At 67.7% G+C, this 22,202-nt stretch carries 21 protein-coding genes; 13 read left to right on the forward strand and 8 right to left on the reverse strand.

Annotation, left to right across the window (positions count from 1 at the left end; translation table 11 throughout):
- The first annotated feature begins 102 nt into the window (after positions 1-102).
- Positions 103-804 (forward strand): hypothetical protein, encoded by a 702-nt coding sequence (locus H4F99_RS05365; protein WP_182668697.1) that lies wholly within the window; start codon positions 103-105, stop codon positions 802-804.
- Positions 805-829: 25 nt separating this feature from the next.
- On the opposite strand, the gene H4F99_RS05370 is transcribed toward H4F99_RS05365, so the two are convergent.
- The 6 genes from H4F99_RS05370 to H4F99_RS05395 form a co-directional block, all read right to left on the reverse strand.
- Positions 830-1,525 carry a response regulator transcription factor gene (locus H4F99_RS05370; RefSeq protein WP_220481041.1) on the reverse strand — a complete coding sequence of 232 codons (696 nt, stop codon included), beginning with the start codon at positions 1,523-1,525 and terminating at the stop codon, positions 830-832.
- 122 nt (positions 1,526-1,647) lie between these two features.
- Positions 1,648-2,715, reverse strand: a complete 1,068-nt coding sequence (locus tag H4F99_RS05375) for a hypothetical protein (RefSeq protein ID WP_182668699.1) — start codon at positions 2,713-2,715, stop codon at positions 1,648-1,650.
- Positions 2,702-3,916: an NAD-dependent epimerase/dehydratase family protein gene (locus H4F99_RS05380; RefSeq protein WP_182668700.1), complete on the reverse strand. Its 1,215-nt coding sequence runs from the start codon at positions 3,914-3,916 to the stop codon at positions 2,702-2,704. The genes H4F99_RS05375 and H4F99_RS05380 overlap by 14 nt, the downstream gene beginning before the upstream one ends.
- Positions 3,900-4,319, reverse strand: coding sequence for a hypothetical protein (locus H4F99_RS05385; RefSeq protein ID WP_182668701.1), 420 nt, complete (start codon positions 4,317-4,319; stop codon positions 3,900-3,902). The genes H4F99_RS05380 and H4F99_RS05385 overlap by 17 nt, the downstream gene beginning before the upstream one ends.
- Before the next feature lie 19 nt (positions 4,320-4,338).
- Positions 4,339-5,253 (reverse strand): permease, encoded by a 915-nt coding sequence (locus tag H4F99_RS05390; protein ID WP_182668702.1) that lies wholly within the window; start codon positions 5,251-5,253, stop codon positions 4,339-4,341.
- A gap of 36 nt (positions 5,254-5,289) precedes the next feature.
- Positions 5,290-6,132, reverse strand: a complete 843-nt coding sequence (locus H4F99_RS05395) for a long-chain fatty aldehyde decarbonylase (protein WP_182668703.1) — start codon at positions 6,130-6,132, stop codon at positions 5,290-5,292.
- A 345-nt stretch (positions 6,133-6,477) separates the two neighbouring features.
- On the opposite strand from H4F99_RS05395, the gene H4F99_RS05400 reads away from it, so the two are divergent.
- From H4F99_RS05400 to H4F99_RS05450, 11 genes are all read left to right on the forward strand, one after another.
- The gene (locus tag H4F99_RS05400; RefSeq protein ID WP_182668704.1) at positions 6,478-7,287 is read left to right on the forward strand and encodes a phosphate ABC transporter substrate-binding protein; all 810 of its coding nucleotides are present in this window, start codon (positions 6,478-6,480) and stop codon (positions 7,285-7,287) included.
- 15 nt (positions 7,288-7,302) lie between these two features.
- Positions 7,303-8,211, forward strand: a complete 909-nt coding sequence (locus H4F99_RS05405; protein ID WP_220481042.1) for a PstC family ABC transporter permease — start codon at positions 7,303-7,305, stop codon at positions 8,209-8,211.
- A gap of 107 nt (positions 8,212-8,318) precedes the next feature.
- Positions 8,319-9,098: a PstA family ABC transporter permease gene (locus H4F99_RS05410; RefSeq protein WP_220481043.1), complete on the forward strand. Its 780-nt coding sequence runs from the start codon at positions 8,319-8,321 to the stop codon at positions 9,096-9,098.
- Positions 9,095-9,937, forward strand: a complete 843-nt coding sequence (locus H4F99_RS05415) for a phosphate ABC transporter ATP-binding protein (protein ID WP_343064142.1) — start codon at positions 9,095-9,097, stop codon at positions 9,935-9,937. The genes H4F99_RS05410 and H4F99_RS05415 overlap by 4 nt, the downstream gene beginning before the upstream one ends.
- Before the next feature lie 114 nt (positions 9,938-10,051).
- Positions 10,052-11,584, forward strand: a complete 1,533-nt coding sequence (locus H4F99_RS05420; RefSeq protein ID WP_246371362.1) for an AMP-binding protein — start codon at positions 10,052-10,054, stop codon at positions 11,582-11,584.
- The gene (locus tag H4F99_RS05425) at positions 11,581-14,790 is read left to right on the forward strand and encodes an outer membrane lipoprotein-sorting protein (protein ID WP_182668707.1); all 3,210 of its coding nucleotides are present in this window, start codon (positions 11,581-11,583) and stop codon (positions 14,788-14,790) included. The genes H4F99_RS05420 and H4F99_RS05425 overlap by 4 nt, the downstream gene beginning before the upstream one ends.
- Positions 14,790-16,040, forward strand: coding sequence for a hypothetical protein (locus tag H4F99_RS05430; RefSeq protein ID WP_182668708.1), 1,251 nt, complete (start codon positions 14,790-14,792; stop codon positions 16,038-16,040). The genes H4F99_RS05425 and H4F99_RS05430 overlap by 1 nt, the downstream gene beginning before the upstream one ends.
- Before the next feature lie 386 nt (positions 16,041-16,426).
- Positions 16,427-17,017, forward strand: a complete 591-nt coding sequence (locus H4F99_RS05435) for an anthranilate synthase component II (RefSeq protein ID WP_182668709.1) — start codon at positions 16,427-16,429, stop codon at positions 17,015-17,017.
- Between the two features lie 72 nt (positions 17,018-17,089).
- Positions 17,090-18,133 (forward strand): anthranilate phosphoribosyltransferase, encoded by a 1,044-nt coding sequence (gene trpD, locus H4F99_RS05440; protein ID WP_182668710.1) that lies wholly within the window; start codon positions 17,090-17,092, stop codon positions 18,131-18,133.
- Positions 18,134-18,157: 24 nt separating this feature from the next.
- Complete coding sequence (gene trpC / locus H4F99_RS05445; RefSeq protein ID WP_182668711.1) at positions 18,158-18,949, forward strand: indole-3-glycerol phosphate synthase TrpC; 792 nt, start codon at positions 18,158-18,160, stop codon at positions 18,947-18,949.
- On the forward strand, positions 18,946-19,704 hold the full coding sequence (locus tag H4F99_RS05450; RefSeq protein WP_182668712.1) for a haloacid dehalogenase-like hydrolase: 759 nt from the start codon (positions 18,946-18,948) through the stop codon (positions 19,702-19,704). Before trpC ends, H4F99_RS05450 begins: the two co-directional genes overlap by 4 nt.
- Before the next feature lie 72 nt (positions 19,705-19,776).
- On the opposite strand, the gene crp is transcribed toward H4F99_RS05450, so the two are convergent.
- Positions 19,777-20,469, reverse strand: a complete 693-nt coding sequence (gene crp, locus H4F99_RS05455; RefSeq protein ID WP_182668713.1) for a cAMP-activated global transcriptional regulator CRP — start codon at positions 20,467-20,469, stop codon at positions 19,777-19,779.
- Positions 20,470-20,677: 208 nt separating this feature from the next.
- On the opposite strand from crp, the gene speD reads away from it, so the two are divergent.
- Positions 20,678-21,469 (forward strand): adenosylmethionine decarboxylase, encoded by a 792-nt coding sequence (gene speD, locus H4F99_RS05460; protein ID WP_182668714.1) that lies wholly within the window; start codon positions 20,678-20,680, stop codon positions 21,467-21,469.
- 84 nt (positions 21,470-21,553) lie between these two features.
- On the opposite strand, the gene coq7 is transcribed toward speD, so the two are convergent.
- Positions 21,554-22,195 (reverse strand): 2-polyprenyl-3-methyl-6-methoxy-1,4-benzoquinone monooxygenase, encoded by a 642-nt coding sequence (gene coq7, locus H4F99_RS05465; protein ID WP_182668715.1) that lies wholly within the window; start codon positions 22,193-22,195, stop codon positions 21,554-21,556.
- Between the last annotated feature and the right edge of the window lie 7 nt (positions 22,196-22,202).

Raw genomic sequence — 22,202 nt, forward strand, 5'->3', positions numbered from 1 at the left:
CAGCAATTCCCGACGTTGCCTTCACGAGACACCGTGTTACTTGTGGTCCCGGGGATCCCAGGATCTTCCGCGTTATCCGGAACCCGGCAGGAGGGGACGACGATGCAGTCCGTCGAAGACCGCTATGTGCAATCACGCTTCTCGAACACGTTCCCCAGGACGGTCGAACTGACATGCCCGCATTGCCTCAAGGTCGCGGTGCTCGAAGCGCGCAGCTGGCAGGAGCACGGCCACGAGGTCGCGGCCTCTGAAATGACCTGTTCGCGCTGCGAGGGCAGCGTGCTGTTCATCCAGTTGCTGACGCCGGAAGCCACGGTGCGCGAGAACGGCCTCTACTGTTACCCGGGCTCGGCGCGCCGCGAGGCGATGCCCGGCGTCAACTACCTCCAGTCACTCTCGGGTCCCCTGGCACGGACCTACGATTCAGCGTTGAAGCTCTACAACACCGCCGACTGGGGCGCGTCCGCCCTGATGGTCCGGCACCTGCTGCAGGGCCTGGTGATCCAGCTCCTCGGCGAGACGCACCGCGACCAGCCGCTCGCGCGGCAGCTCGAAGCGCTGCCCGGTGAGCTGGACCTGAGCCGTCCCCTGCAGGACGTGGCACAGCTGCTCGAGCCGGCGGGCACGTTCGGGCGCCAGTTCGATGACGAGGCCGCGATCGACAAGGTGAGCGCCGACCTGTTGATGGAACTGGCCGAACAGCTCATGACCTACCTGGTGGTCATGCCTGGCACGATGGAGGACCTCAAGAAGCGCATCGCCACCGCGCCGGTGCCGCTGCGCCGCGGGTCGGACGTGGCCTGAGCGCGCGCGGAGCGGGCGAGGCGAGCTAGGACGAGGACGCCACCCGCAACGCGAGTTCCGTGCGGTTGGACACCCCGGCCTTGCGGAACACGGCATGGATCTGGTTGCGCACCGTATTGGGGCTGGACCCCAGTTCCCGGGCAATCTGCTTGTTGCTCAGACCGCCTGCTACCAGCCGCAGGATCTCGGCCTCGCGTGCGGTGAACAGGTACCAGTCAAGCCCTTCCGATGCGGCCCGGGGCACGTTGCCAGGGATCGCCGGACGCATCGCATGCAACCGGGATGCTTCCGAAACCAGGTTGTCGATGACGTGCTTCACGCCGGCCACGTCGGGCCAGGGGCGGGTCGCACTGATCACCACGAACAGCACCTGCGAGCCCGTCCCCGCTTGCGCATGGATCGCGAAGCGACGGCTCGCTGGCCGACGTGCCAGCAACCGGCGTCCCACGCAGGCGCAGGCGTCGAAGTCGACGATGGACGGTGCTTGTACGGCCGACCAGATCGCAACCAGCGACGCGCAGTGGCTGCGCAGCGTGCGCGGCTCCTCGTGGATCTCACCCTCGAGGTGCAGTATCCGGTCGATGTGCACGGCCGGGGTCTCGACCGTCGCCAGGCCGACGGCGAGGCAGTCGACATCGAGGCAATCGCCATCGATATCCCGGCTTTCGTCTTCGAACAGGCGTGCGCGCAGCACGTCCCAACTGGTTCCATCCCTGTGCAAGGCTTTCCATCTCCGTCTACCCGCCCTTCGCGGGTCGCATGCGCGGTACTGCGACGCGCGCTCCAGTATAGGGAGATACGCCAACGCGCCGGCGATCCGGCCGTGAGGTCTGACAGGGTGGCTCAGCAGCATCCACTGCCCGGGGCGCAGGTGTCGGATGGCGGACGGCTGCCATCAAAAGGCACCAGACCCTTGGTGACCCGTACCGGACGTTCGGCCGGCGTGTTGCAGTCGAACGGCGATGCGGCGTCGAGGGGCGGTTCGTTCACGCTGCGCAGACCGACCAGGTCGCCCCCATAGGGGGATCGCATCAGCAGCGCATACGTCTTGGCGCAGACCGCGACGCGCTGCCCGCGCCGATAACGATGGCCATCATCGTCGTGAACCTCCCGCCACGGCCCGCGGTACATCACCGCCTGCCCCAGTTCGAAGCAGGGCCCGGCCTTGCCCTTGAACGCTTCGACCACGCACAGGCGCACCTCGACATCGCCGATGCGGTCGACCGCTTCGGGGTCGGCGATCGCCGCGAAGTGCAGTTGCAACCCATGGAAACCCGCGGCCTCGAACAGGCCGATGGCGGCCTGCTCCGTCGGCAGGTGGAGGCGATGGCCGGCCTGCAGTCCCTGGATGGCATGGGGACCATCAAGGGGCTCGTCCGCCACCAGTACCGTGGCCAGCAGGCGTCCGTCCAGGGCCATCACGCGATGGGCCTCGGCGAGCAGCAAGGGTTGCAGGCCAGGCGCCACGCGGTTGACGGTCAGGTCCAGTACAAGCCTGTCGAACGTGCCGTCCTCCGCCGCCGGTTGCCGGTGCCGCAGGTCGTCCCGCTGCTCGGAGAACATCAGGTAGGTGTCCAGGTCACGGATTCCGCCGCGCTGGAGCAAGGCTTCCACACCCTCCGCGTCCTCGCGAAGGTCGTGCAGCCGAAGCAGCCGAAGTGCGCGCGCCCGCTGCTCGCGCACGACCGGCAGCTGTCGAAGGGCGCGATGACGCGTGTCCGCGATCGTGGCCGACGCTGCGGCCCGGGGCAGCAGTTGCTCGCTGAACCCGGAGTCCTCGATGCCCCACCACAAGATCCGGGGACATACCGCTTGCTCTGTTTCGAATCGATCCTGCAGCGCGTCGGCGAGCAGGGTTGCCTGGTGCCTCAGCGGGACGGCACGGACCGCATACCGGTCAGGCGCGTTCATGCCAGGGCGTGTGGTCGAGTTCATCAGGCGTCCCCTCGAGATATTCGACGACCCGAGGCAACTGGCCCCCGAACCGGGCGTGATAGCGCGCGAGCGGACCGGACGCGGCCACGAAGCGGTCCTGGCAGACCTGGACCGTGTCGAGCGTGGCCTGGGTGAACCGCAGCCCGTCCGCCCGCAGGCAGTCCAGCCAGCCGTGTTCGAACCGCCAGGGATAGGCGCCGATTTCCAGGTTGGTACGGGCGAATGAAAGATAGTTGCGCTGGCGCAGGTCCAGTGCCTTGAGGTCCACTTCGTCGAGGCTGGCATGGAATACCACCTGGTCCGGGCGCAGCACGTCGCAGAACTGGCGCCAGAGCGCTTTCATCGAAGGGGAGCTGCCGTTGTCGGACACCAGGTTGACATGGGCACCGTCCGGGACGCGGGCGAGAATCGCCAACAGGGCCGACTGGAACGTGTCCTGGTGCACGAGGTTCAGCGGCTGGTCCGTGGCCACCACGTGGAGGCGGGCGCGATGACGTTCGCTCAACAGGCGCTCGATGCCCATCCACTGCTGGTACACGCCATAGCGCTTGCCGCTGTAGCGGCCGTCTTCGGCCGCCCCGATCACGATGGATGGCCGGATCACCAGGAAGGGGACGCCCGCCGCCGCGATCGCATGTTCGGCAGCGCGCTTCGTGGCGGTGTAGTGGGTCGGGTCTCGACGCGGTTCGGCCAGCGCCGCCTCGGGGACCATGGCATCCGAGTACCCGGCCGCATAGGCGGAGGAAATGAAGGCCAGCAGCGACACGTCAGCCAGGCCGGCCGCTTCGGCAACGCGCTGGGTGAAGGCGACGTTGATCTGGTTCAAGGCGGCTTCGTCGAAGTAGTCGAGGCACCCTGCGCAGTGCACCACGGTATCGATGCGTTCGCGCGCCATCAGTTCGCGCAATGCCTCGACCGACGCATCTTCTGCGCCCGCCCAGCGATATGCCACGACGCGTGAGGCATGATCCTCCGGGCATGCGCCCAGCGCCTCCAGTTCGCGCAGGATGGGTGGCGGCAGCGTGCCCGGTGCGATGTCCTGGCGGGTGGGTACCACGACGACGTCGGCCCAACCGTCATGCAGCATCCCTGCGGCCGCCAGCGCACCGAGGTAACCGGTGCCGCCGGTGAGCAGCACGCGTCCCCCGCGGCGCGCCCGCTCAAGCAGCGCTTTCATGGCTTGGAAGGGTATCGAGGGCGGTCCGGACCAGCGCGACATCCGGCGCACCGCCGAAGGAAACGAGCCTTTGGCTGACCATGACGACCGGGAACGCCGTGAGCCCGTGCGACATGAACAACTCCGAGACCTGTCCGGCAAGCCGGGCTTCCGCCGGATCCAACCGGCCTTCGAGGGCGCCCAGCGCCCGCTGCGCCTGGGTCAGCGTGAGGTTGAGCACCGGCCAGTCGAGGCCGGCATCGTCAAGCGCCTTCCGGACGGCTTCTTCCGCACGGGCATCGATGTCGGCCGTGCCCTGCGTGCAGCAACTGGCCGATACGAGCACGGCGACATCCTTACCCAGCGCCTGTTTGACAAGGGCGAGATCGCCTTCGGGGGGTGCTTTGTTGAACAAGCCGAACATCCGGACCTCCGGTTCAGGACTACAGGGTGAGGGCCACGATCAGCCCAAGCAGGAGCGCGCAACCCAGTACGGTGAGGGTGTGTGCCACGACAAGCGGCAAGCGGAACATGCGGAACAACAGGACCACTTCCGGCGGACTGGTGCCGATGGCTGCGACCAGGAAGGTCACCAGGGGACCACCGGGAAAGCCCTTCTCCAGAAGTGCAAGTCCGATGGGAAGCGCTGCAACGGGAGAGATGTAGAGCGGCAGGCCGACCAGGGCGCAGACGAGGTAGAGCGCCGGCAACGGGAGCGCATCCACGAGCGTGAGCAGCGTGTGCGTCGGCACGGCGCCGTAAATCAGGCCGCCCACCAGCAGGCCGAGGGCCAGATAGGGCCCGGTCCTGCGCAGTTCCTCGCGTGCGGCCCTCCAGGCGAAGCGGCTCGCGGGCGCCAGGCCCGGCCATGCCGGGCGGGAGGCATCGCCGACGAAGGTCGCGCCGCTGGGCGCGGTGGACATGATGGCGACATGGCGTCCCAGTCCGATCCGCGCGGCCACCACGCCGGCGACGGTGGTGAGTGCAAGTCCGGTGGCGATGAACACCAGGCCGGGCCATGCACCGTGGGTGAGGAACAGCAGGATGAAGACCCCCTCGTTCACCACCGGAGAGGACACCAGGAACGCGAAACTGGGCGCGAATCCAACGCCTGCACGCAACATGCCATTCAGTGCGGGGATGGTTGAGCATGAGCAGAACGGTGTGACCACCCCGCCCACGCTCGCCAGGAAGGAGGCCTTGAATCCGGACGCTCCGAGCAGTCGGCCCTGCTGGGCCTGGAACGGGAAGCGCTGTTGCGCCAGGACCACGCCCCAGGTCACCAGCAGGAACAGCCCGATGAGCAGTGCTCCGTCGAGCACGAGGAAGCGGGTGAACTCGCCCAGCCAATCGGTCATGGCCCTTCGCCCTCGCGTCGTGGCGCAGGGGCGGCTTCAGTGGCCTGCGAGGCCGGCACTGGCGGAGGGCATCCCGCCGTAGGACTGCATCGCCTCGACCAGTGGTGCCGTCACCTCGGGCTCGAAGCCCGCCCGGTCCAGCGTCTCGACGTAGGCATCGAGTGCTTCGATCCGGATCTCGTCGATGTCGGTCTTGAGGTCACCCAGGCTGAGAGCACCGCAATCAATGTGCAGCCGGTCGCAAAGGAAATGGCAACTGGTGCTGACCATGCTGAACAGCTCGGGCATGACGCGATGGTGTGCCCAGCGCAGGCTGTCATTGATGGCGTCGGCATCGTCCTCGCGCATCCGCCGGATGCGCGCGAGCCCGATCTCAAGGTGCTCCAGTTCGTCCTCGAGGATCTTTCCGGCCAGGCTCGACGTATCCGGGTCGCCTTCGCGCTTGAGCGTGCGATACAGCACGATCGCCATGGTCTCGGTCATCAGGTCCTGGATCAGCAGGCACGCACCGAGATCCTTGTTGGCGACCGCCGTGCTGAAGTGCCGACGGATGTTGAACCACTGCGGTTCGACGATTTCGCGCATGACGTCATAGTCGTGCCGCTTGCCAAGGCTGGACAGCATCAGGATGTGCTTGCACTCCTCGTGCGCCTGCTTGACGGCCTCGATCTTGCTTTCGGTGTCCGGCATCAGCGGCACCATCTCCGAATAGTTCTCCACGGCCATGATTTCACCCGCTACCGCGTTGGACGCGATGTAGGCGAGCAGATTGAAGTAGCTGTCCCCCTTCTCGTGGCGGCTCTCGATATGGCTGCGTCGGCTGGGCACGCGAAGGTCGGCCGGACCCGCGAGTGCGGGCGAAGCGGTGGCATTGGACATGGCTCGGACTCCCTGTTCGAGTGGACGGCGAGGCGAACACGGGAGCCGGGCCCGGTCGGGCAGGCGGCGTCGCTACGCTCGGAGTCGAAGCTACCTGCGTGGGCGAGGTGGGCGCCATAGTACATAGCTTCTATTCATGCGCTGCGCCCGCACGGCTAGCATCAGGACGCGAAACGTATCGTTCGAGGCGCTGCAATGCGCCCTACGCAAGGGTTGCAGACGCATCCACGCTGCATTCGATGCCGTGGAGACCAGGGACGAGGAGAAACGGGAGTGGGAGGTCCAATGGACGGAAGGCATGGGGTGCGGCCCCGATGGAGCGTGATGCCCTACGTTGCTCTAGTCATGACCGCAGGCATGTTGGCAGCGTGCGTGAACGGGACGGCGGAGAATGCCGATGGCCGGGGCGGCGAAGGGCGCATCCTGGTCGTGGGGTCCAGCACCATTGCGCCCCTGATGTCGGAAATTGCCAAAGCGTACGAGGCGGATCATCCCGGCGTGCGTATCGAGGTCCAGGCAGGGGGCAGCTCGCGGGGGGTGCTCGACGTGCGCCAGGGTGTCGCGGAGCTGGGCATGGTGTCGCGGGCGCTCGCGGAGGATGAAGCGGATCTCGATCGCGTGCTGGTGGCACGGGACGGGGTGGGCCTTGTCGTGCATCGGGACAACCCCGTGTCGCAGCTGTCCAGGAAGCAGGTCATCGGCATTTATACGGGTGCCATCGGGAACTGGCGGGATGTCGGCGGGCCCGATCTTCCGATTACCGTGGTCAGCAAGGCCGAAGGGCGTTCGACGCTGGAAATTTTCGTGGAACATTTCGGCATCGCGTATCGCGACATCCGGGCCGATGTCGTCATTGGCGACAACCAGCAGGGTATCCAGACCGTGGCGGGCGCGCCGGGCGCGATCGGCTATGTGTCCATCGGTACCGCCGAGTACGAGTCAGGCGCCGGCGTGCCGATCCGCCTGATGCCGCTGGACGGCGAGATGCCCAGCACCGCGGCCGTGGCCAGTGGCGACTACGGCATGAGCCGAGAGCTCAATCTTGTCTACCGGCCACCCTTGGATGAGCGCATCGCGGGCCTTCTTTCGTATGCGCGATCCGCTGAAGCGGCGCGCGTGGCCCGCGGCCAGTTCTTCGTGCCCGCCAGCGACTGAGCAAAGAGCGCGACGATGTGGACCTCAGCGGGCACGGATGCTCCCAGCCCGGCGCCGCCCGGGTTGCGTCGTCGCAGCCGATGGGGGGATCAGCTGTTCTGGCTGGGGATGGCGCTACTCGCAGCCATGGCGGCCTCGACGGTCCTCCTGATCGCATGGTTGCTGCTGTCCGAAAGCCTGCCGTTGATCCTCAAGGGCGGTGCCTGGCGCTTCCTCTCCGACCCCGGATGGTGGCCCCGGGAAGGCAGTTTCAACATGGCGCCCATGGCACTCGCCAGCCTCCTGCTCACCGTGGGTGCGCTCACCCTGGCGGCACCGTTTGGAATCGCCTACGCCATACACACGGTCTTCAACGCCGGGCCCCGGCAGGCCGTCTTGCTGGGCGGGCTGGTGGAGGCCAGCGCGGCGGTGCCCACGGTGGTCTATGGCCTGTGGGGCATCACCGCGGTGGTGCCCCTGCTGGGGCAGGTGAACCCGCCGGGGGCCAGCCTTGCGGCCGGCATCGTCGTCGTCGCGGTGATGATCTTCCCGACTCTGACCCTGCTCGTTCAAGCTGCGCTGCGTGCGGTGCCCGCGCACTATGCCCATTCCGCGGAGGCGCTGGGCGTTTCCCGGGGGCAGGTGATCCTGCGCATCATCCTGCCAGCGGCGCGCAAGGGGGTGCTATCGGCCATGGTGCTCGCGGCGGCCCGCGCCATCGGCGAGACCATGGTGGTCCTCATGGTGTGCGGGAACATCGTGCAGGTGCCGGGCTCGGTCTTCGAGCCGGTGCGCACGCTGACAGCCAACATCGCGCTCGAAATGCCTTACGCAATGGGCGATCACCGGATGTCGCTGTTCGTGGCCGGTCTGCTCATGCTCGTGCTGATCGCCGTCATGGTGATGCTCGGCGGAACGCTCGCACGCGGGCGCCGCCACACATGAGGGGGTGGCGAGCGAAGCCCGTTCCGTGGCGGCCCGGCAGCAACGGATCGACAGTCCCCGCGCTGCTGACCGGGATCACGGTCCTGGTCCTGGCCTGGCCTCTATGGATGGTGGCGTCGAAGGGCGTGCCGTTGCTCGGCCCTGAATTCCTGATCTCGTCCCCGCGCGACGCGGGTCGGGCCGGCGGCATCGCACCGATCCTGGTCTCGACGCTCGGAATCGTTTCGATCAGTCTGGCGGCGGCCCTTCCCCCGGCGTTCGCGGTAGCCACGATGCTGTCCGAAGCCCTGCCTGCCGGAGGCCGGACGGCGCGCCTCATTCGCGGCAGCCTGGATGTGCTCGCGGGAGTGCCCTCGATCGTGTTCGGAATATTCGGCCTGGTCCTGTTCTGCCGAAAGCTGGGGATGGGCTACTCGATTGCCGCCGGCGGACTGACCTTGGCCTGCATGATCCTGCCCACGCTGGCACGTGCGATCCACGTCGCCCTGGAGGCAGCAGCGGAGGAGCATCGGAATGCAGGCCTCGCGCTGGGACTCTCGCGCCGTGCGGTCTTGTGCCGGGTGCTGGTGCCCGTCGCGCTGCCCGGGATCTGTGCCGGCATGGTCCTGGGGCTGACCCGTGCGCTGGCGGAAACCGCGGTGCTGCTGTTCACGAGCGGGTACTCGGACCGGATGCCCGGCTCGGTCCTGGACTCCGGACGCAGCATCTCGGTCCATATCTACGAGTTGTCGACCAACGTTCCGGGCGGTACTGCACCGGCTTACGGCTCGGCGCTTGCACTGTTGCTGCTGCTCGCGTGCCTGAGCCTGGCCATGCATGGCCTGCTGCGATGGATGCATCGCAGGCTGGCAGGCATGGCCATACCTACAGGAGGGTCAACCGGGTGAACCAGATCGCCATGAGCGGGCCGTGCAACGCAAGGCTCCGGGATGAAGACGACCTTTCGGCCTGCTGCGGATCGTCCCACGAAGCCATCGAGCTGGACGACGTCAGCGTGAGTTATGGCGACGAGGCCGTGGTGACCGACGTGGCCCTGCGGATTCCCCGCAACGCCGTGACCGCGTTGATCGGTCCATCCGGGTGCGGAAAGTCGAGTCTTCTGTATTGCCTGAACCGGATGTGCGATCTGATTCCCGGCTGTCGGACACGGGGCAGCGTGCGCTTTGGATGGCTCGACAACGAGCGCCTGGCCTGCGATCCGACGATCCTTCGACGGCACGTCGGCATGCTGTTCCAGCGACCGGGGCCGTTTCCGTTTTCCATCCGCCGCAATATCGAGTTCGCGCTCCGCCAGCATGGTGTCCGCGCCCGTCCGGACCTCGACGAGCGCGTGGAGTGGTCGCTGCGCGAGGCTGGCCTGTGGGATGAAGTGCGCGATCGCCTGGACAGGCCGGCCTTGGGTCTGTCAGGTGGGCAGCAGCAGCGATTGTGCCTGGCGCGGGCGCTGGCGCTGGATCCTTCGGTACTGCTGATGGACGAACCCTGCAGCGCGCTGGATCCCATCTCCACCCGCAAGCTCGAGGAACTGATCCGGCGGCTTGCCCGTGACCGGACCATCGTGCTGGTCACGCACAGCCTCCCCCAGGCGCGCCGTGTCGCCGACCACGTCGCTTTGCTTTGGAAGGCTGAAGGGGATGCAGGGCGTCTCGTCGAACATGGTCACGCGCGGCGCTTCTTCGAACAGCCCCATCATGCAGTGACGCGCGAGTACCTGAGCTTCGCGTGATGGGACCGCCGTCGGGGCGGATGGTACATCCATTCCATTGAGCGACCCGGGGCCGGTTCCTAGCATCGATGCATGGCCTTCCTTCCCGAATCCGGTGCGGCGTCGTCGTTCGGCATGTCAGTGCAGCCCTTGCGCGTCGAGGCATTGCTGGACCATGCCGCGCGGGTGCATCCCCGGTCCACGGTCACCACGGCCGGAGCCGCAGGCACCTCGAAGAGCCTGTCCTATCCGGAGCTGGCGGAGGCGGCCGGCCACGTCGCAGTCCTGATGCAGGCCGCGGGATTCAGGCCGGGGGACCGCATTTTCCTTCTTGCCCATGCGGCGGCGGAAGTCCTTGCCTGGACGTACGGTGCGGCACGCCTGGGCGTCGTTCCTCATTTCGCCAACCCGGGTCATGGCGCCGGGACGCTTCGGATGCAGTGGACGAAATCCGGTGCACGCTGGCTGCTTCACGATGCCGCATGCGAGGCGCTGGCCCTTGAATGCGTGGCGGGCGGGGACGAGGCTTCCCTGCGGCGGCTGGACATGGCGTCCGCCCCCGCGCTGCGAGCCGGCCTCAAGGAGGATCCGCGACCCGAAGGCGCGCTGGCACTGGTGTGCTACTCGTCCGGTACCACTGGACTGCCGAAGGTGGTGGCATTCACCCATCGCTCCACCGTGCTGCACGCGTTCGCTTGCGCCTTGCCTGATGCGATGTGTCTCGCTTCGTCTGACCGGGTGATGCCGCTCGTGCAGCCTTTCCATGCCGCCGCCTGGGCCGCGCCGTTCGCGTGTCCGCTGGTGGGCGCTTCGCTGGTGCTGGTGCCGCCGAGTGCCGAACCTGCGCAATGGTACGAATGGATCGAGGTGCACCGCGTCACCGTGCTCGGCGCGGTCACGGCTCAATGGCGGATGCTGCTGGCGTACATGGAGCAGCACAACCTGCATTTCAGTACGTTGCGGAGGACGGTGGTGGCCGGCACCCGGATGCCGCCGGCCGTCGCCACGCGAATCGTTGATCGCCTCGGCGTCGAGGTCAGGCAAGCGTGGGGCATGACCGAGACGTCACCGCTGGCCACGATCGGCTGCCACGGTCGTGTTCGGGAGACTGCACACGGTCGCCCCGTGTTCGGTGTCCAGGTCGCCGTGCGCAACTGGGCGGGTACCTTGCAGCCCGGCGGGATGGGAGAGCTGATGGTGCGCGGTCATTGGGTGGCGACGCCCGGCTGGAACGGCGAATGGCTGTCCACCGGCGACCTTGCGATGGTGCATGCCGATGGCGGCGTCGAGGTGGTGGACCGTCTGTGCGATGTCGTGCACGGGACCTCCGGCCCGCTCAGCTCCGCCCTGGTGGAATACGAAGCCTGCGTGCAGGAAGGCGTGGCAGATGCCGCGCTACTGGCCATGGAAGGCCACTTTCCGCACGGGGTGTTGGCGTGGGTCGCACGGGATGGAAGCGAGCCGGCGCGGATCGTCGACGGCCTTCGACAACGCCTCGCCACCGCTTTCGATGGCTGGAATCCGGACCGATTCGTTCGTGTGGATGCGTTGCCCTTCACCTCATCAGCGAAAGTCAGGAAGACGCAGCTGAAGGCCGAGCTTCTGGCGGCCGGGCATCTTTCCGCGCCGAACCCGGGTTCCGGGAAGCCGGCCCGGGCGCCGGCATGAGCAGCATCGGGCATCCCGATGGGACCGTCTCGCGCCGTCCAACCGACGAGGTGGATGCAGTAGAAGGCGGCCTGTCCCGCTACCTGCAATGGGTGGTACGTCGTCGGGTCTGGGTGATTGCGCTGGTCGTGGTGGTCACGGCCGTGCTGGGGACCTTCGCCGCTCGCCAGCAGGTCATCATCAACCCCGCCACCGTGGTGCCCCAGGGCCACCCGTACATCCAGGCAACGAACACCATCGAACGGATCTTCGGGTCGAAGTACCTCGTGGTGATCGGTGTGACCCCCACCCAGGGCGACGCCCTGCAGCCCCGCGTGCTGGAGACGGTCCAGGACATCACGCGTGCACTGTACGCGTCGCCGTCGGTGAGCAAACAGACGCTGCTCAGCCTGTCTTCGCGGCAGGCCAAGGGGATCGCGGCCACCGCCGAGGGGTTCGAAGTGTCGCCCCTGATGCCGACGGTTCCGCGGGACGAGCCGGGCCGGCAGGCCTTGCGCGATGCGCTCCAGGCCAATCCGGTCTACCGCGATTCGGTGATCTCCTCGGACTGGAAGACCGCGACCGTGCTGGTGGAGTTGAAGGAGGATGCCGGGGGGTTCGGCGCGATGCTGCGGGACGTCGATGCCATCGTCGAGGCTGCGCGGGGTCCCGGCATCGAGATATCGGTCGGCGGCAACCCGGTGTTCCTCCACCAGGCCGAGGTCTTCGCGGACCGCATCAACTGGCTTTTCCCGATCGCGGTACTGGTGATCGGACTGTTGCATTTCGAAGCGTTCCGGACCGTCCAGGGCCTCGTACTCCCTCTGGTGACCGCCGTGCTGTCGGTGGTGTGGGGCGTCGGGATCATGGGCGCCATGGGCGTGCCGATGGACATCTTCAATTCCCCCACGCCGATCCTCATCCTGGCCGTGGCGGCCGGGCACGCCGTGCAGCTTCTGAAACGCTACTACGAGTGCTATGCCGTACGGGCGGGCGAGCAGGGCATGGTGCCGGAGCTCGCCAACCGGCAGGCGATCGTCGATGCGCTGCTCGCAGTTGGACCGGTGCTGGTGATTGCAGGAGGCGTGGCGGCACTCGGCTTCTTCTCGCTGGTGGTGTTCCAGCTGGAGACCGTGCGCGCCTTTGGCATCTTCACGGGGATTGGCATCCTGTCCGCGGTGGTGCTTGAGTTCACCTTCACGCCGGCGGTCCGCGCCAGTCTTCGTCCGCCTCGTCTGCAGCACATTGAGCCCGGTGGCGGTACGCGGATCTGGGACCGCATTGCGGGAGGCATCGCCGTGGCGGTGGAGCGCCCAGCAACGCGACGGCGCCTCATATGGGCCGTGGCCCTTCTCGTGGCGCTCGCGATGGTCGGGTGGCCTCGCGTGCAGGTGGACAACGCCAGCAAGACATTCTTTGACGAAACGCTGCCGGTGCAGCGCGACGATGCCTTGCTCAACGCGCGTACCGGTGGAACCAACGCGCTTTACGTGATGATCGACAGTGGTGCGGTCGACGGGATCAAGTCGCCACAGGTTCTGGCCGCGCTGCGTACGTTGCAGGCCGCCGCGGACGCGTATCCGGAGGTCGGCAAGACCGTGTCGATCGACGACTTCCTGTCCCGCATGCACGTGGCGGTGACCGGGGATGGCGACGCATCGGCCCTGGTCGACCCGAGGAACGGGGCGCTGATCGCGCAGTACCTCTTCCTCTACGCCATGTCGGGCGACCCCGGGGATTTCTCGGCGCATGTCGACTACGAGTACCGTCGGGCCAAGCTTTCGGTGATGCTGCGGACGCACAGCAATGCCGAGATCGCCGCGCTGGTGGACCACCTGCGCGACGTGGCGGGCGCGGTGATACCCGATGGGACGTCCGTTTCGTTCGGCGGTGAGGTTGCGCAGACCCTGGCCGTGACCGACGTGATGGTGCGCAGCAAGCTCCTGAACATCATCCAGATCCTGGCCGTGATCTTCCTCGTGTCCGCGATGGCGTTCCGGTCGTTCCTGGCGGGTGCGCTGGTGCTCTCGCCGCTGCTCGTGGTCCTGTCGCTGGTGTTCGGCGTGATGGGCCACTTCGGCGTGCCATTGAATATTCCGAACTCGCTCATTTCGGCCATGGCCGTCGGCATCGGCGCGGACTATGCGATCTACCTGATCCATCGAACGCGCGAGTACGCCCTGCAAGGCATCGCGCTGGAAGACGCGATCAATCGTGCGATCCGTACTGCTGGCAAGGCCTGCCTGTTCGTGGCCACGGCCGTGGCGGGTGGGTATGCCGTCCTTTTCCTTTCCCATGACTACAACGTGCATATGTGGCTTGCGACTTTCATCGTGCTGGCAATGGTCGCCAGCGTCCTCACCGCACTGGTGCTGATACCCGCTGCCCTGCTGGTTCTGCGGCCTGCCTTCCTGGTGCGGGATCGGTCCGGCGACCGGGGAGCGGTGCTGCTGGTGATCGCGGCGGCGATCGGCTTCCTGGCGTACTCGCAGCTTGCGTGGGCCGGAGACGACGCCCGCGCGATCATGGAACGGAACGCCGACGTCATGCGCTTCGCGACGGCGAAGTCGCAGGCGCGCTTCGAGCTGGTCTCGGCGTCCGGTGGCCAGCGCCGACGTGAGGCGGACCTCCGGTCGCGTCTCCGTCCTGGTGGACGCGACACCGAGCGGCTGATCCGTTTCGAATCTCCTGCCGACATCCGCGGCACCGCGACGCTGCTGGTCGAGGACAGCGTCAACGGCGACGGCATGTGGGTGTACCTGCCGGCCCTGAAACGGGTGCGTCGCCTGGCGGCTTCGAACCGCAAGGACAGTTTCGTGGGCACGGACTTCAGCTACGGCGACGTGATGGGGCATCGCGTCGAGGACTGGACCCATGTGCTGGAGGGAGAGCGCTCGCGCGATGGCATGCCCCATTGGGTGGTGGCGTCCGTTCCCGCCACGCAGGCGGTGCGCGACGACAGTGGATACGGCAAGCGGATCACCTGGATCCGCCAGGACAACCATGCCGCCACGCGAGTCGACGTGTTCGATACCGGCGGGCAGCCCTACAAACGCTTCGAGTTCAAGGACCTGCGCGAGGTCGCTCCGGGCAAATGGCAGCCGATGGAAGCGCGCGGCGAGAACCTGCAGAGCGGTCATCGCACTACGATCACCTTCACCGGCTTCGAAGCGGGGGTGCCCTTGGCCGATGACCTGTTCTCTCCCAATCGCCTGGATCGACCCTGATGAGCGGCCGCGGCCGGGTCGCCGCGACCGTCAGGGCGATCGTGATGGCAGCGGGCGTGGGCGGCGTGCTCCCGCCGTTGCAGGCGGCCGGCCCTGCACTCGAGGGCGAGTTCGCGGCGGGACTGTGGTCCTCGGACCGGCGGCTTGAAGACCGCAGTGGCATTGCCAGTGCGCGGGCGCGCCTGGCCCTCGACTGGCAGGTCGGAGAGGGGGTGTCGGTACGCGGCGAGGCCTGGGCCGCCTGGGGTCCCGAGCGCCTGGACGGTCGAAGCTGGGACGCAGGCCTGCGTCGGCTGCTGGTGGCGTTCGATTCGGTGCCCTGTACGCCCGCGCTCGGCCGGGAAGAAATACTGTGGGGCCGTTCCGACGGGCTCAATCCGACCGATCAGGTATCGCCGCGAAACTTCCTGCGCCTCAGCCCCCGGGATCGAGACCAGCGCAGTGGACGCGGAGGTCTGCACCTCGATTGCATGCTCGGGGAGGGGCGGTTTCAGGCCCACTGGCTCGGTGAGTTCCACTTCAACGACGTCCCGCTGCCCCTGCCGCCAGGCGTACGTTTCAGGGAGGACGATGCGGATGCAGGCGCCGACATCGCGATGCGCTATGAGCGTCGTGGCCAGCGACTCGACTGGGCACTCAGCGTGCTCGACGGCCATGACCCCTATCCCACGCTTGCAGTCCGCGATGTGAGGCCAAGTGGGCTGCTGCTCGGACGCGATGCCAGCCCGATCCGGATGCTGGGAGGGGATGCCGCACTCGCCATCGGGACGGCCGTGCTGCGCGCCGAGGTCGCGCGGACGTGGCAGGACGGGAACGGTCGGGCAGGATCGGCACGGCGGCCTTCGCATACGGCGGTGGTGGCCGGGGCTGAGTGGTTCGTGGGCGACATGGCCACGTTCTCGGTGCAGGGTTTCTGGAAGCATCTCGATGGGCGGGGCGGCACGGCGACGGTACCGGCCCGCATCCAGCAGGCCCAGGGCCTGCTGGCGAACGAGGTTGACCGGAACCAGCATGGGCTGACCCTGCGCTATGCGCGGCCGCTGTGGGAAAGCCGGGGCGACGTGGAGGTGTTCGCCGTCTGGTCCCGGCCCCGGGACGACTGGATGTTGCGGGCAAGGCTTGAGCGGAGCCTCGGGGACCGGAGTGTGCTGCGCATCGGCGCGGACCTCTTTGGCGGTCCGGCCGACAGCTATCTGGGAAACCTCCGTGACAACTGCCTGGCGGTGGCCGAACTGGGCTACGCCTGGTGACGGGCCTGGCCCACCGCCATGCCACGGCGCACGGTCGCGCCCCCTGCGCGTAGCCGGTAAAGTAGCCGGCATGAGCCCGGCCGGTCGCTTTCGCAACAGATGCGCCACGCCCGTCCCCGAGAGGGGCGGCCCGGCGTCGTGGCGACCCGGCTGGCGATGGTGGCGTTGAATCCGTACGCCCTGTCTTCCGCTTCCCGGAGAACGTCCACCATGCCTGCCCGCTGTCATGCCCCGTCCCGGGGTCGCCTCCTTGTCCGTGTCTACGCTCCCGCGGTGCTCGCGCTCCCACCAGTGTGCGCGGTGTGCGCGGCGCAAGCGGAAGGCAGGCTGGCCCCCACGACCCCGGCGGACGCCCATGTGGCCCGCATGTACGAGATTGCCCGCCCATGCTGCTGATGATCGACAACTACGACAGCTTCACCTGGAACCTCGTGCAGTATCTGCAGACACTGGGGGCCGAAGTGAAGGTCGTGCGCAATGACGAGCTGACCGTGGCGGAGATCCAGGCACTGGCACCGGAACGCATCGTCATCTCGCCGGGTCCGTGCACGCCCAACGAGGCGGGTGTCTCGGTGGAGGTCATCGAACGCCTGGGTGCGCGGGTGCCGGTCTTCGGCGTCTGCCTCGGCCACCAGAGTCTCGGCCAGGCCTACGGCGGCGACGTGGTCCGCGCGAAGCAGATCATGCATGGCAAGACCTCGCCGATCCGACATGCGGACCAGGGGGTGTTCAGCGGCCTGCCGGACGGGTTCGAGGCCACCCGGTACCACTCGCTCGTGGTCAAGCGCGACACGCTGCCGGATTGCCTCGAGATCACGGCCTGGACCGAGGACGAGGCGGGCGGCTTCGACGAGATCATGGGCCTGCGCCATCGCGAGCACCCGGTCGAAGGCGTGCAGTTCCATCCCGAGTCGATCCTGACCGAGCACGGCCACGCCATGCTGCGGCATTTCCTGGAGCGCCCGGGCGCGACCTGAACCCCCACGCGGGCCGCGTCGTCTACCATGGCGCGCGGCGGCGCTGCCGAACCCAGCGAACACGGAGTCCCCATGCCGATCACTGCGCAGGAAGCCCTGCAACGCACCATCGAACATCGCGAGATCTTCCATGACGAGATGGTCGAGTTGATGCGCCAGGTCATGCGGGGCGAGATCACGCCGACGATGACCGCCGCGATCCTCACCGGCCTGCGCGTCAAGAAGGAAACGGTGGGCGAGATCGCGGGTGCGGCCAGCGTCCTGCGCGAGTTCGCGCGACCGGTCGAGGTGGCGGATCGGAGCGGCCTGGTCGACATCGTCGGGACCGGCGGCGATGGCGCGCACACCTTCAATATCAGCACCGCGAGCATGTTCGTGGTCGCCGCGGCGGGGGCCAAGGTCGCCAAGCACGGCAACCGCAGCGTGTCGTCGAAGTCCGGCAGCGCGGACGTGCTCGAGGCGCTCGGCGCCTGCATCGAACTGCAACCGGCGGAGGTGGCGCAGTCCATCGACCGTTGCGGCATCGGCTTCATGTACGCACCCGTGCACCACCCGGCCATGAAGGTCGTCGCCCCGGTGCGGCGCGAGATGGGCGTGCGGACGCTGTTCAACATCCTGGGCCCGCTGACCAATCCGGCCGGCGCGCCGAGCATCCTGATGGGTGTCTTCCACCCCGACCTCGTCGGCATCCAGGTGCGCGTGCTGCGCAAGCTGGGCGCGAAACGTGCGCTGGTGGTCTGGGGGCGAGACGGCCTCGACGAGCTGTCGCTGGGCGCGGCCACCCTGGTGGGCGAACTGCGCGACGGCGAGGTCCGCGAGTACGAGGTGCACCCCGAGGATTTCGGCATCGCGATGGCCGCGACCCGCAACCTGCAGGTGGCCGACGCCGCCGAATCGAAGCGCATCGTGCTCGACGTGCTGGACGGCACCCCCGGACTGCCGCTGGAGATCGTCGCGATGAACGCCGGGGCGGCGCTGTACGTGGCCGGGATTGCCGACGACTTCGCCGACGGCATCGCGCGTGCGCGTGAGGCCATGGCCTCCGGTGCGGCGCGCGCGCGCCTCGATGCGTTCGTCGCGACCACCCGTGAACTGGGCGGCCTGCCGCCCCTCTGACCCGATGCAGCACGAAAACCCACGATGAGCGACATCCTGAACACCATCCTGGCCCGCAAGGTCGAGGAAATCGAACAGCGCAGCCGGATGCGTCCCCTTGAAATGGTGCGCGACCGCGCCGAGGCGATGGCACCGGCGCGCGGGTTCGTGCGCGCGATCCAGTCGAAGCTCGATGCGGGGGCGCCCGCGGTCATCGCCGAGGTCAAGAAGGCCAGCCCCTCGAAGGGCCTGATCCGGGCCGACTTCCGGCCCGCCGACATCGCGCGCAGCTACGAGGCAGGCGGCGCCGCCTGCCTGTCGGTCCTGACCGACGTCGACTTCTTCCAGGGCAGCAACCTGTACCTCGGCGAGGCGCGCGCGGCCTGCGGGCTGCCGGTGCTGCGCAAGGACTTCACCGTCGACCCCTACCAGGTTTACGAGGCGCGCATGATCGGGGCCGATGCGATCCTGTTGATCGTCGCTGCGCTGGAGGACGGTCCGATGATCGAGATGGCGAACCTCGCCCACGATCTCGGCATGGACGTGCTGGTCGAGGTGCACGACATCGACGAGCTCGAGCGCGCGCTGCAGACCGACTGCACGCTGATCGGGGTGAACAACCGCAACCTGCGGACGTTCGAGGTCTCGCTCGATACCACGCTCGCGCTCAGGCAGGCGGTGCCGCCGGACCGCACCCTCGTCACCGAGAGCGGCATCGCGACCCCGGCTGATGTCGCCCGCATGCGCGAGGCCGGCATCGGTACCTTCCTGGTCGGCGAGCGCTTCATGCGCGAGGCCGATCCGGGTGCCGCGCTGCAGCGCCTGTTCGCGACATGAGCGTCGCCGGGCCCCGCTATCCCGACGTGCGCGACGGCGCGCCCCTGGTCGTCTTCGATTTCGACCACACCCTGTACGACGGCGACTCGGGCACCCATCTGTTCCGCTGGATGATCGGGCGGAACTGGTGGCGGGTGGCCCTGGCGTTGCTGGTCGCGCCGGTGTTCGGACCGATGGTGGCGTTCCTGCCGACCCGGCGACGGGGGATCGCAGGGTTCGTCTGGGTAGGCTCGGTCGCCGGCCTGCACGGCCGCCGCGACCTGGATGCGGTGATCGACCAGTACGTGGCGGGTCATGTCGAAGCGATCCGCAGCCGGCTCCTGCCGGTTGCGGTCGAGGTGCTGCACCGCCATCGCGAGGCAGGCGACCAGGTCGTCGTCGCGACCGGCGCGCCCCCGGAGTTGGCGCGGGCGATCCTCGCCTTCGTCGCCCACGAGGACGTGCCGGTCGTCGGTACCGAGGTCGGTCCGCGCCTGGGCGGCGTCGGCGCGACCCGGCATTGCCACAACGAGATGAAGCTGGTGATGCTGCGCGAGGCCGGTTACACCACGCCGATCGAACAGGCGTACACGGACAGCTGGGCCGACCTGCCGCTCGCCCTCGCCGCGCGCCGCCCGGTGGTGGTGAATCCCAAGCCGGGGCGCGTGGACGATTTCCGGGCCCGTTTGCCGGAGGGCACCCCGATCCTCAACTGGGGCTGCCCCGGGCGGGGTGGCGAGCCCGTGGCTGGATCTTCCCGGCCGGCGGACGGCTGAGGAGGCGCGACATGCGACGGGCGGCCCTGGGCCGCCCGTCGTGATTCCAGTTCGCGAACCGGGCTGAGCCGCTCAGTCGCGGGTTCCGTAGAGCACGATCGTCTTGCCCCGTGCATGCAGCTTGCCGTCGGCCTGCAGCTTCTTGAGCACGCGGCCGGCCATTTCGCGGGAGCAGCCGACCAGGCGCGACAGCTCCTGGCGCGAAACACGCAGCTGGGTGCCGTCGGGGTGGCTCATCGCCTCCGGCTCCAGCGCCAGGTCGTGCAGCGCGCGAACGATGCGGTCGGTCACGTCGAGGAACGCCAGGCGGCCGGCCTTGCGGCTGGTGTCCAGCAGGCGACGCGAGATCTGCGCACCGATGGCGTACAGCAGCTTGGGAGCGTCCGCGGCGAGGCGGGTGAGCAGCAGGTCGTAGAAGCGGTCATGGCCGATTTCGGCCAGTTCGCAGGCCACGCGCGTGCGCAGGATCACCTCGCGCTGCTGGCTTTCGATGAAGAGGCCCAGCTCGCCGACGAACTCACCGGGACCAAAGTAACCCAGGACCAGTTCGCGGCCGTCTTCCTCCTCGGTGATGATGCTGACCGACCCGGAGACCACGAAATACAGGGTGCTGGCCGGGTCCCCGGGGCGGAACACATCGGTGCGCGACGGGTAGCGGCGGCGATGGCAATGGGCCAGGAAGCGCTCGATTGTCGCGGCATCCGGGGTGAGCGGGCTGTGCGAACGGCGCAGCGCGGTGAGGTGGGCAACCTGGTCGACGGGCATGGCTCTCTTCGGTAGTGGAACCTGAACCCGTCGGAGCTTAGGCCCAAGCGACGCCCGGGGGCAAATCCTGACGTTTTTCAGCAGAGCACCCCGTTCCCGCGGCCCCCGGGCGGCCCGGCCCGGGCTCGCCCCGGACCCGTCGTTGCTTTAACCGTCATCCCGATTGCCGCATAATCCCCGCCCCTACACGTCCCCCGGGAACACTGCCGTGGTCAAGCCGTTGCCTCGCTTGAGGTTGCAGGGGTTCAACAACCTCACCAAGGCCCTGTCGTTCAACATCTACGATGTCTGCTATGCCGTCTCCGAAGAGCAGCGGCAGCGCTACATCGAGTACATCGACGAGGCGTACAACGCCGACCGCCTCACGCAGATCCTGACCGACGTGGCGGACATCATCGGGGCGAACATCCTCAACATCGCGCGCCAGGACTACGATCCGCAGGGCGCGTCGGTGACGATCCTGATCTCGGAAGAGCCGGTGGTCGACAAGCGGGATGCGAAGGGCGTGATTTCCGACGCGGTGGTCGCGCACATGGACAAGTCGCACATCACCGTGCACACGTATCCGGAAACGCACCCGGACAACGGCATCGCGACCTTCCGCGCCGACATCGACGTGGCGACCTGTGGCGTCATCTCGCCGCTTAAGGCCCTCAACTACCTGATCGAGAGCTTCGAGTCCGACATCGTGGTGATGGATTACCGCGTGCGTGGCTTCACGAGGGACGTGAAGGGCAAGAAGCATTACATCGACCACAAGATCAACTCGATCCAGGACTACCTCGCGAAGAACGTGAAGTCGCGCTACGAGATGATCGACGTCAACGTCTACCAGGAAAACATCTACCACACGAAGATGCAGCTGATGGACTTCGACCTCGACCGCTACCTGTTCGAGGAGCGTGCGCGGAACCTGTCGTTCAAGGAGCGCATGAAGATCGAGACGCGCCTGAAGCGCGAGATCGAGGAGCTGTACCACGGGCGCAACCTGTCCGACTGAGCCGGGCCGCGCCGCGTCTCATCGAGAACCCGCCGGAGACGGCGGGTTTTTCATTGGGGGGTGCGCGGTGGGCGCGTCGACGGCTCAGAGCCGGTAGGCGACGGCCTTCATGAACTTCGAGGCGGCGGCCATCACCGACGGGATCGGCGGCGGCAGGACCCGGGCGCCCGCGGCCTCGGCATTGTCGGCGTGCCGCGCCTCGTCGGCCTTCATCACCTCGAGGATCGCCCGGCTGCGGATGTCCGCCGGCGGAAGCGAATCGAGGTGCTCGTCGATGTGCGCCTCGACCTGGCGTTCGGTCTCGACCACGAAGCCGAGGTTCCAGCCGTCGCCGCGCAGGCCGGCCAGCACGCCGATCGCGAAGCTGCCCCCGTACCAGAGTGGGTTGAACAGGCTCGGCCGGCTGTCGAGTTCGCGCAGGCGGTCCCCGCACCAGGCGAGGTGGTCGGTCTCTTCCTGGGCCGCGTGGAGCAGGTGCTCGCGCGTGGCGGGGTCGCGCGCCACCGCGGCCTGGCCGCAATACAGGGCCTGCGCGCAGACTTCGCCGACGTGGTTGATGCGCATCAGGCCGGCGGCGTGGCGGCGCTCCGTGTCGTCGAGGACGACCTCGGCCGCGTCACCGGCGGGGTTGGCACGCTCGGCATGGGGTGCGCCGAACACCGTCTCGAGCGCACGCTGGGACTGGTCGAAGAGGCGGTCGAGCGGGGTGAGGCGTCGGCTGTGCATGGCGCCA

The organism is Marilutibacter penaei, assembly GCF_014145395.1.
GTDB lineage: Bacteria > Pseudomonadota > Gammaproteobacteria > Xanthomonadales > Xanthomonadaceae > Marilutibacter > Marilutibacter penaei.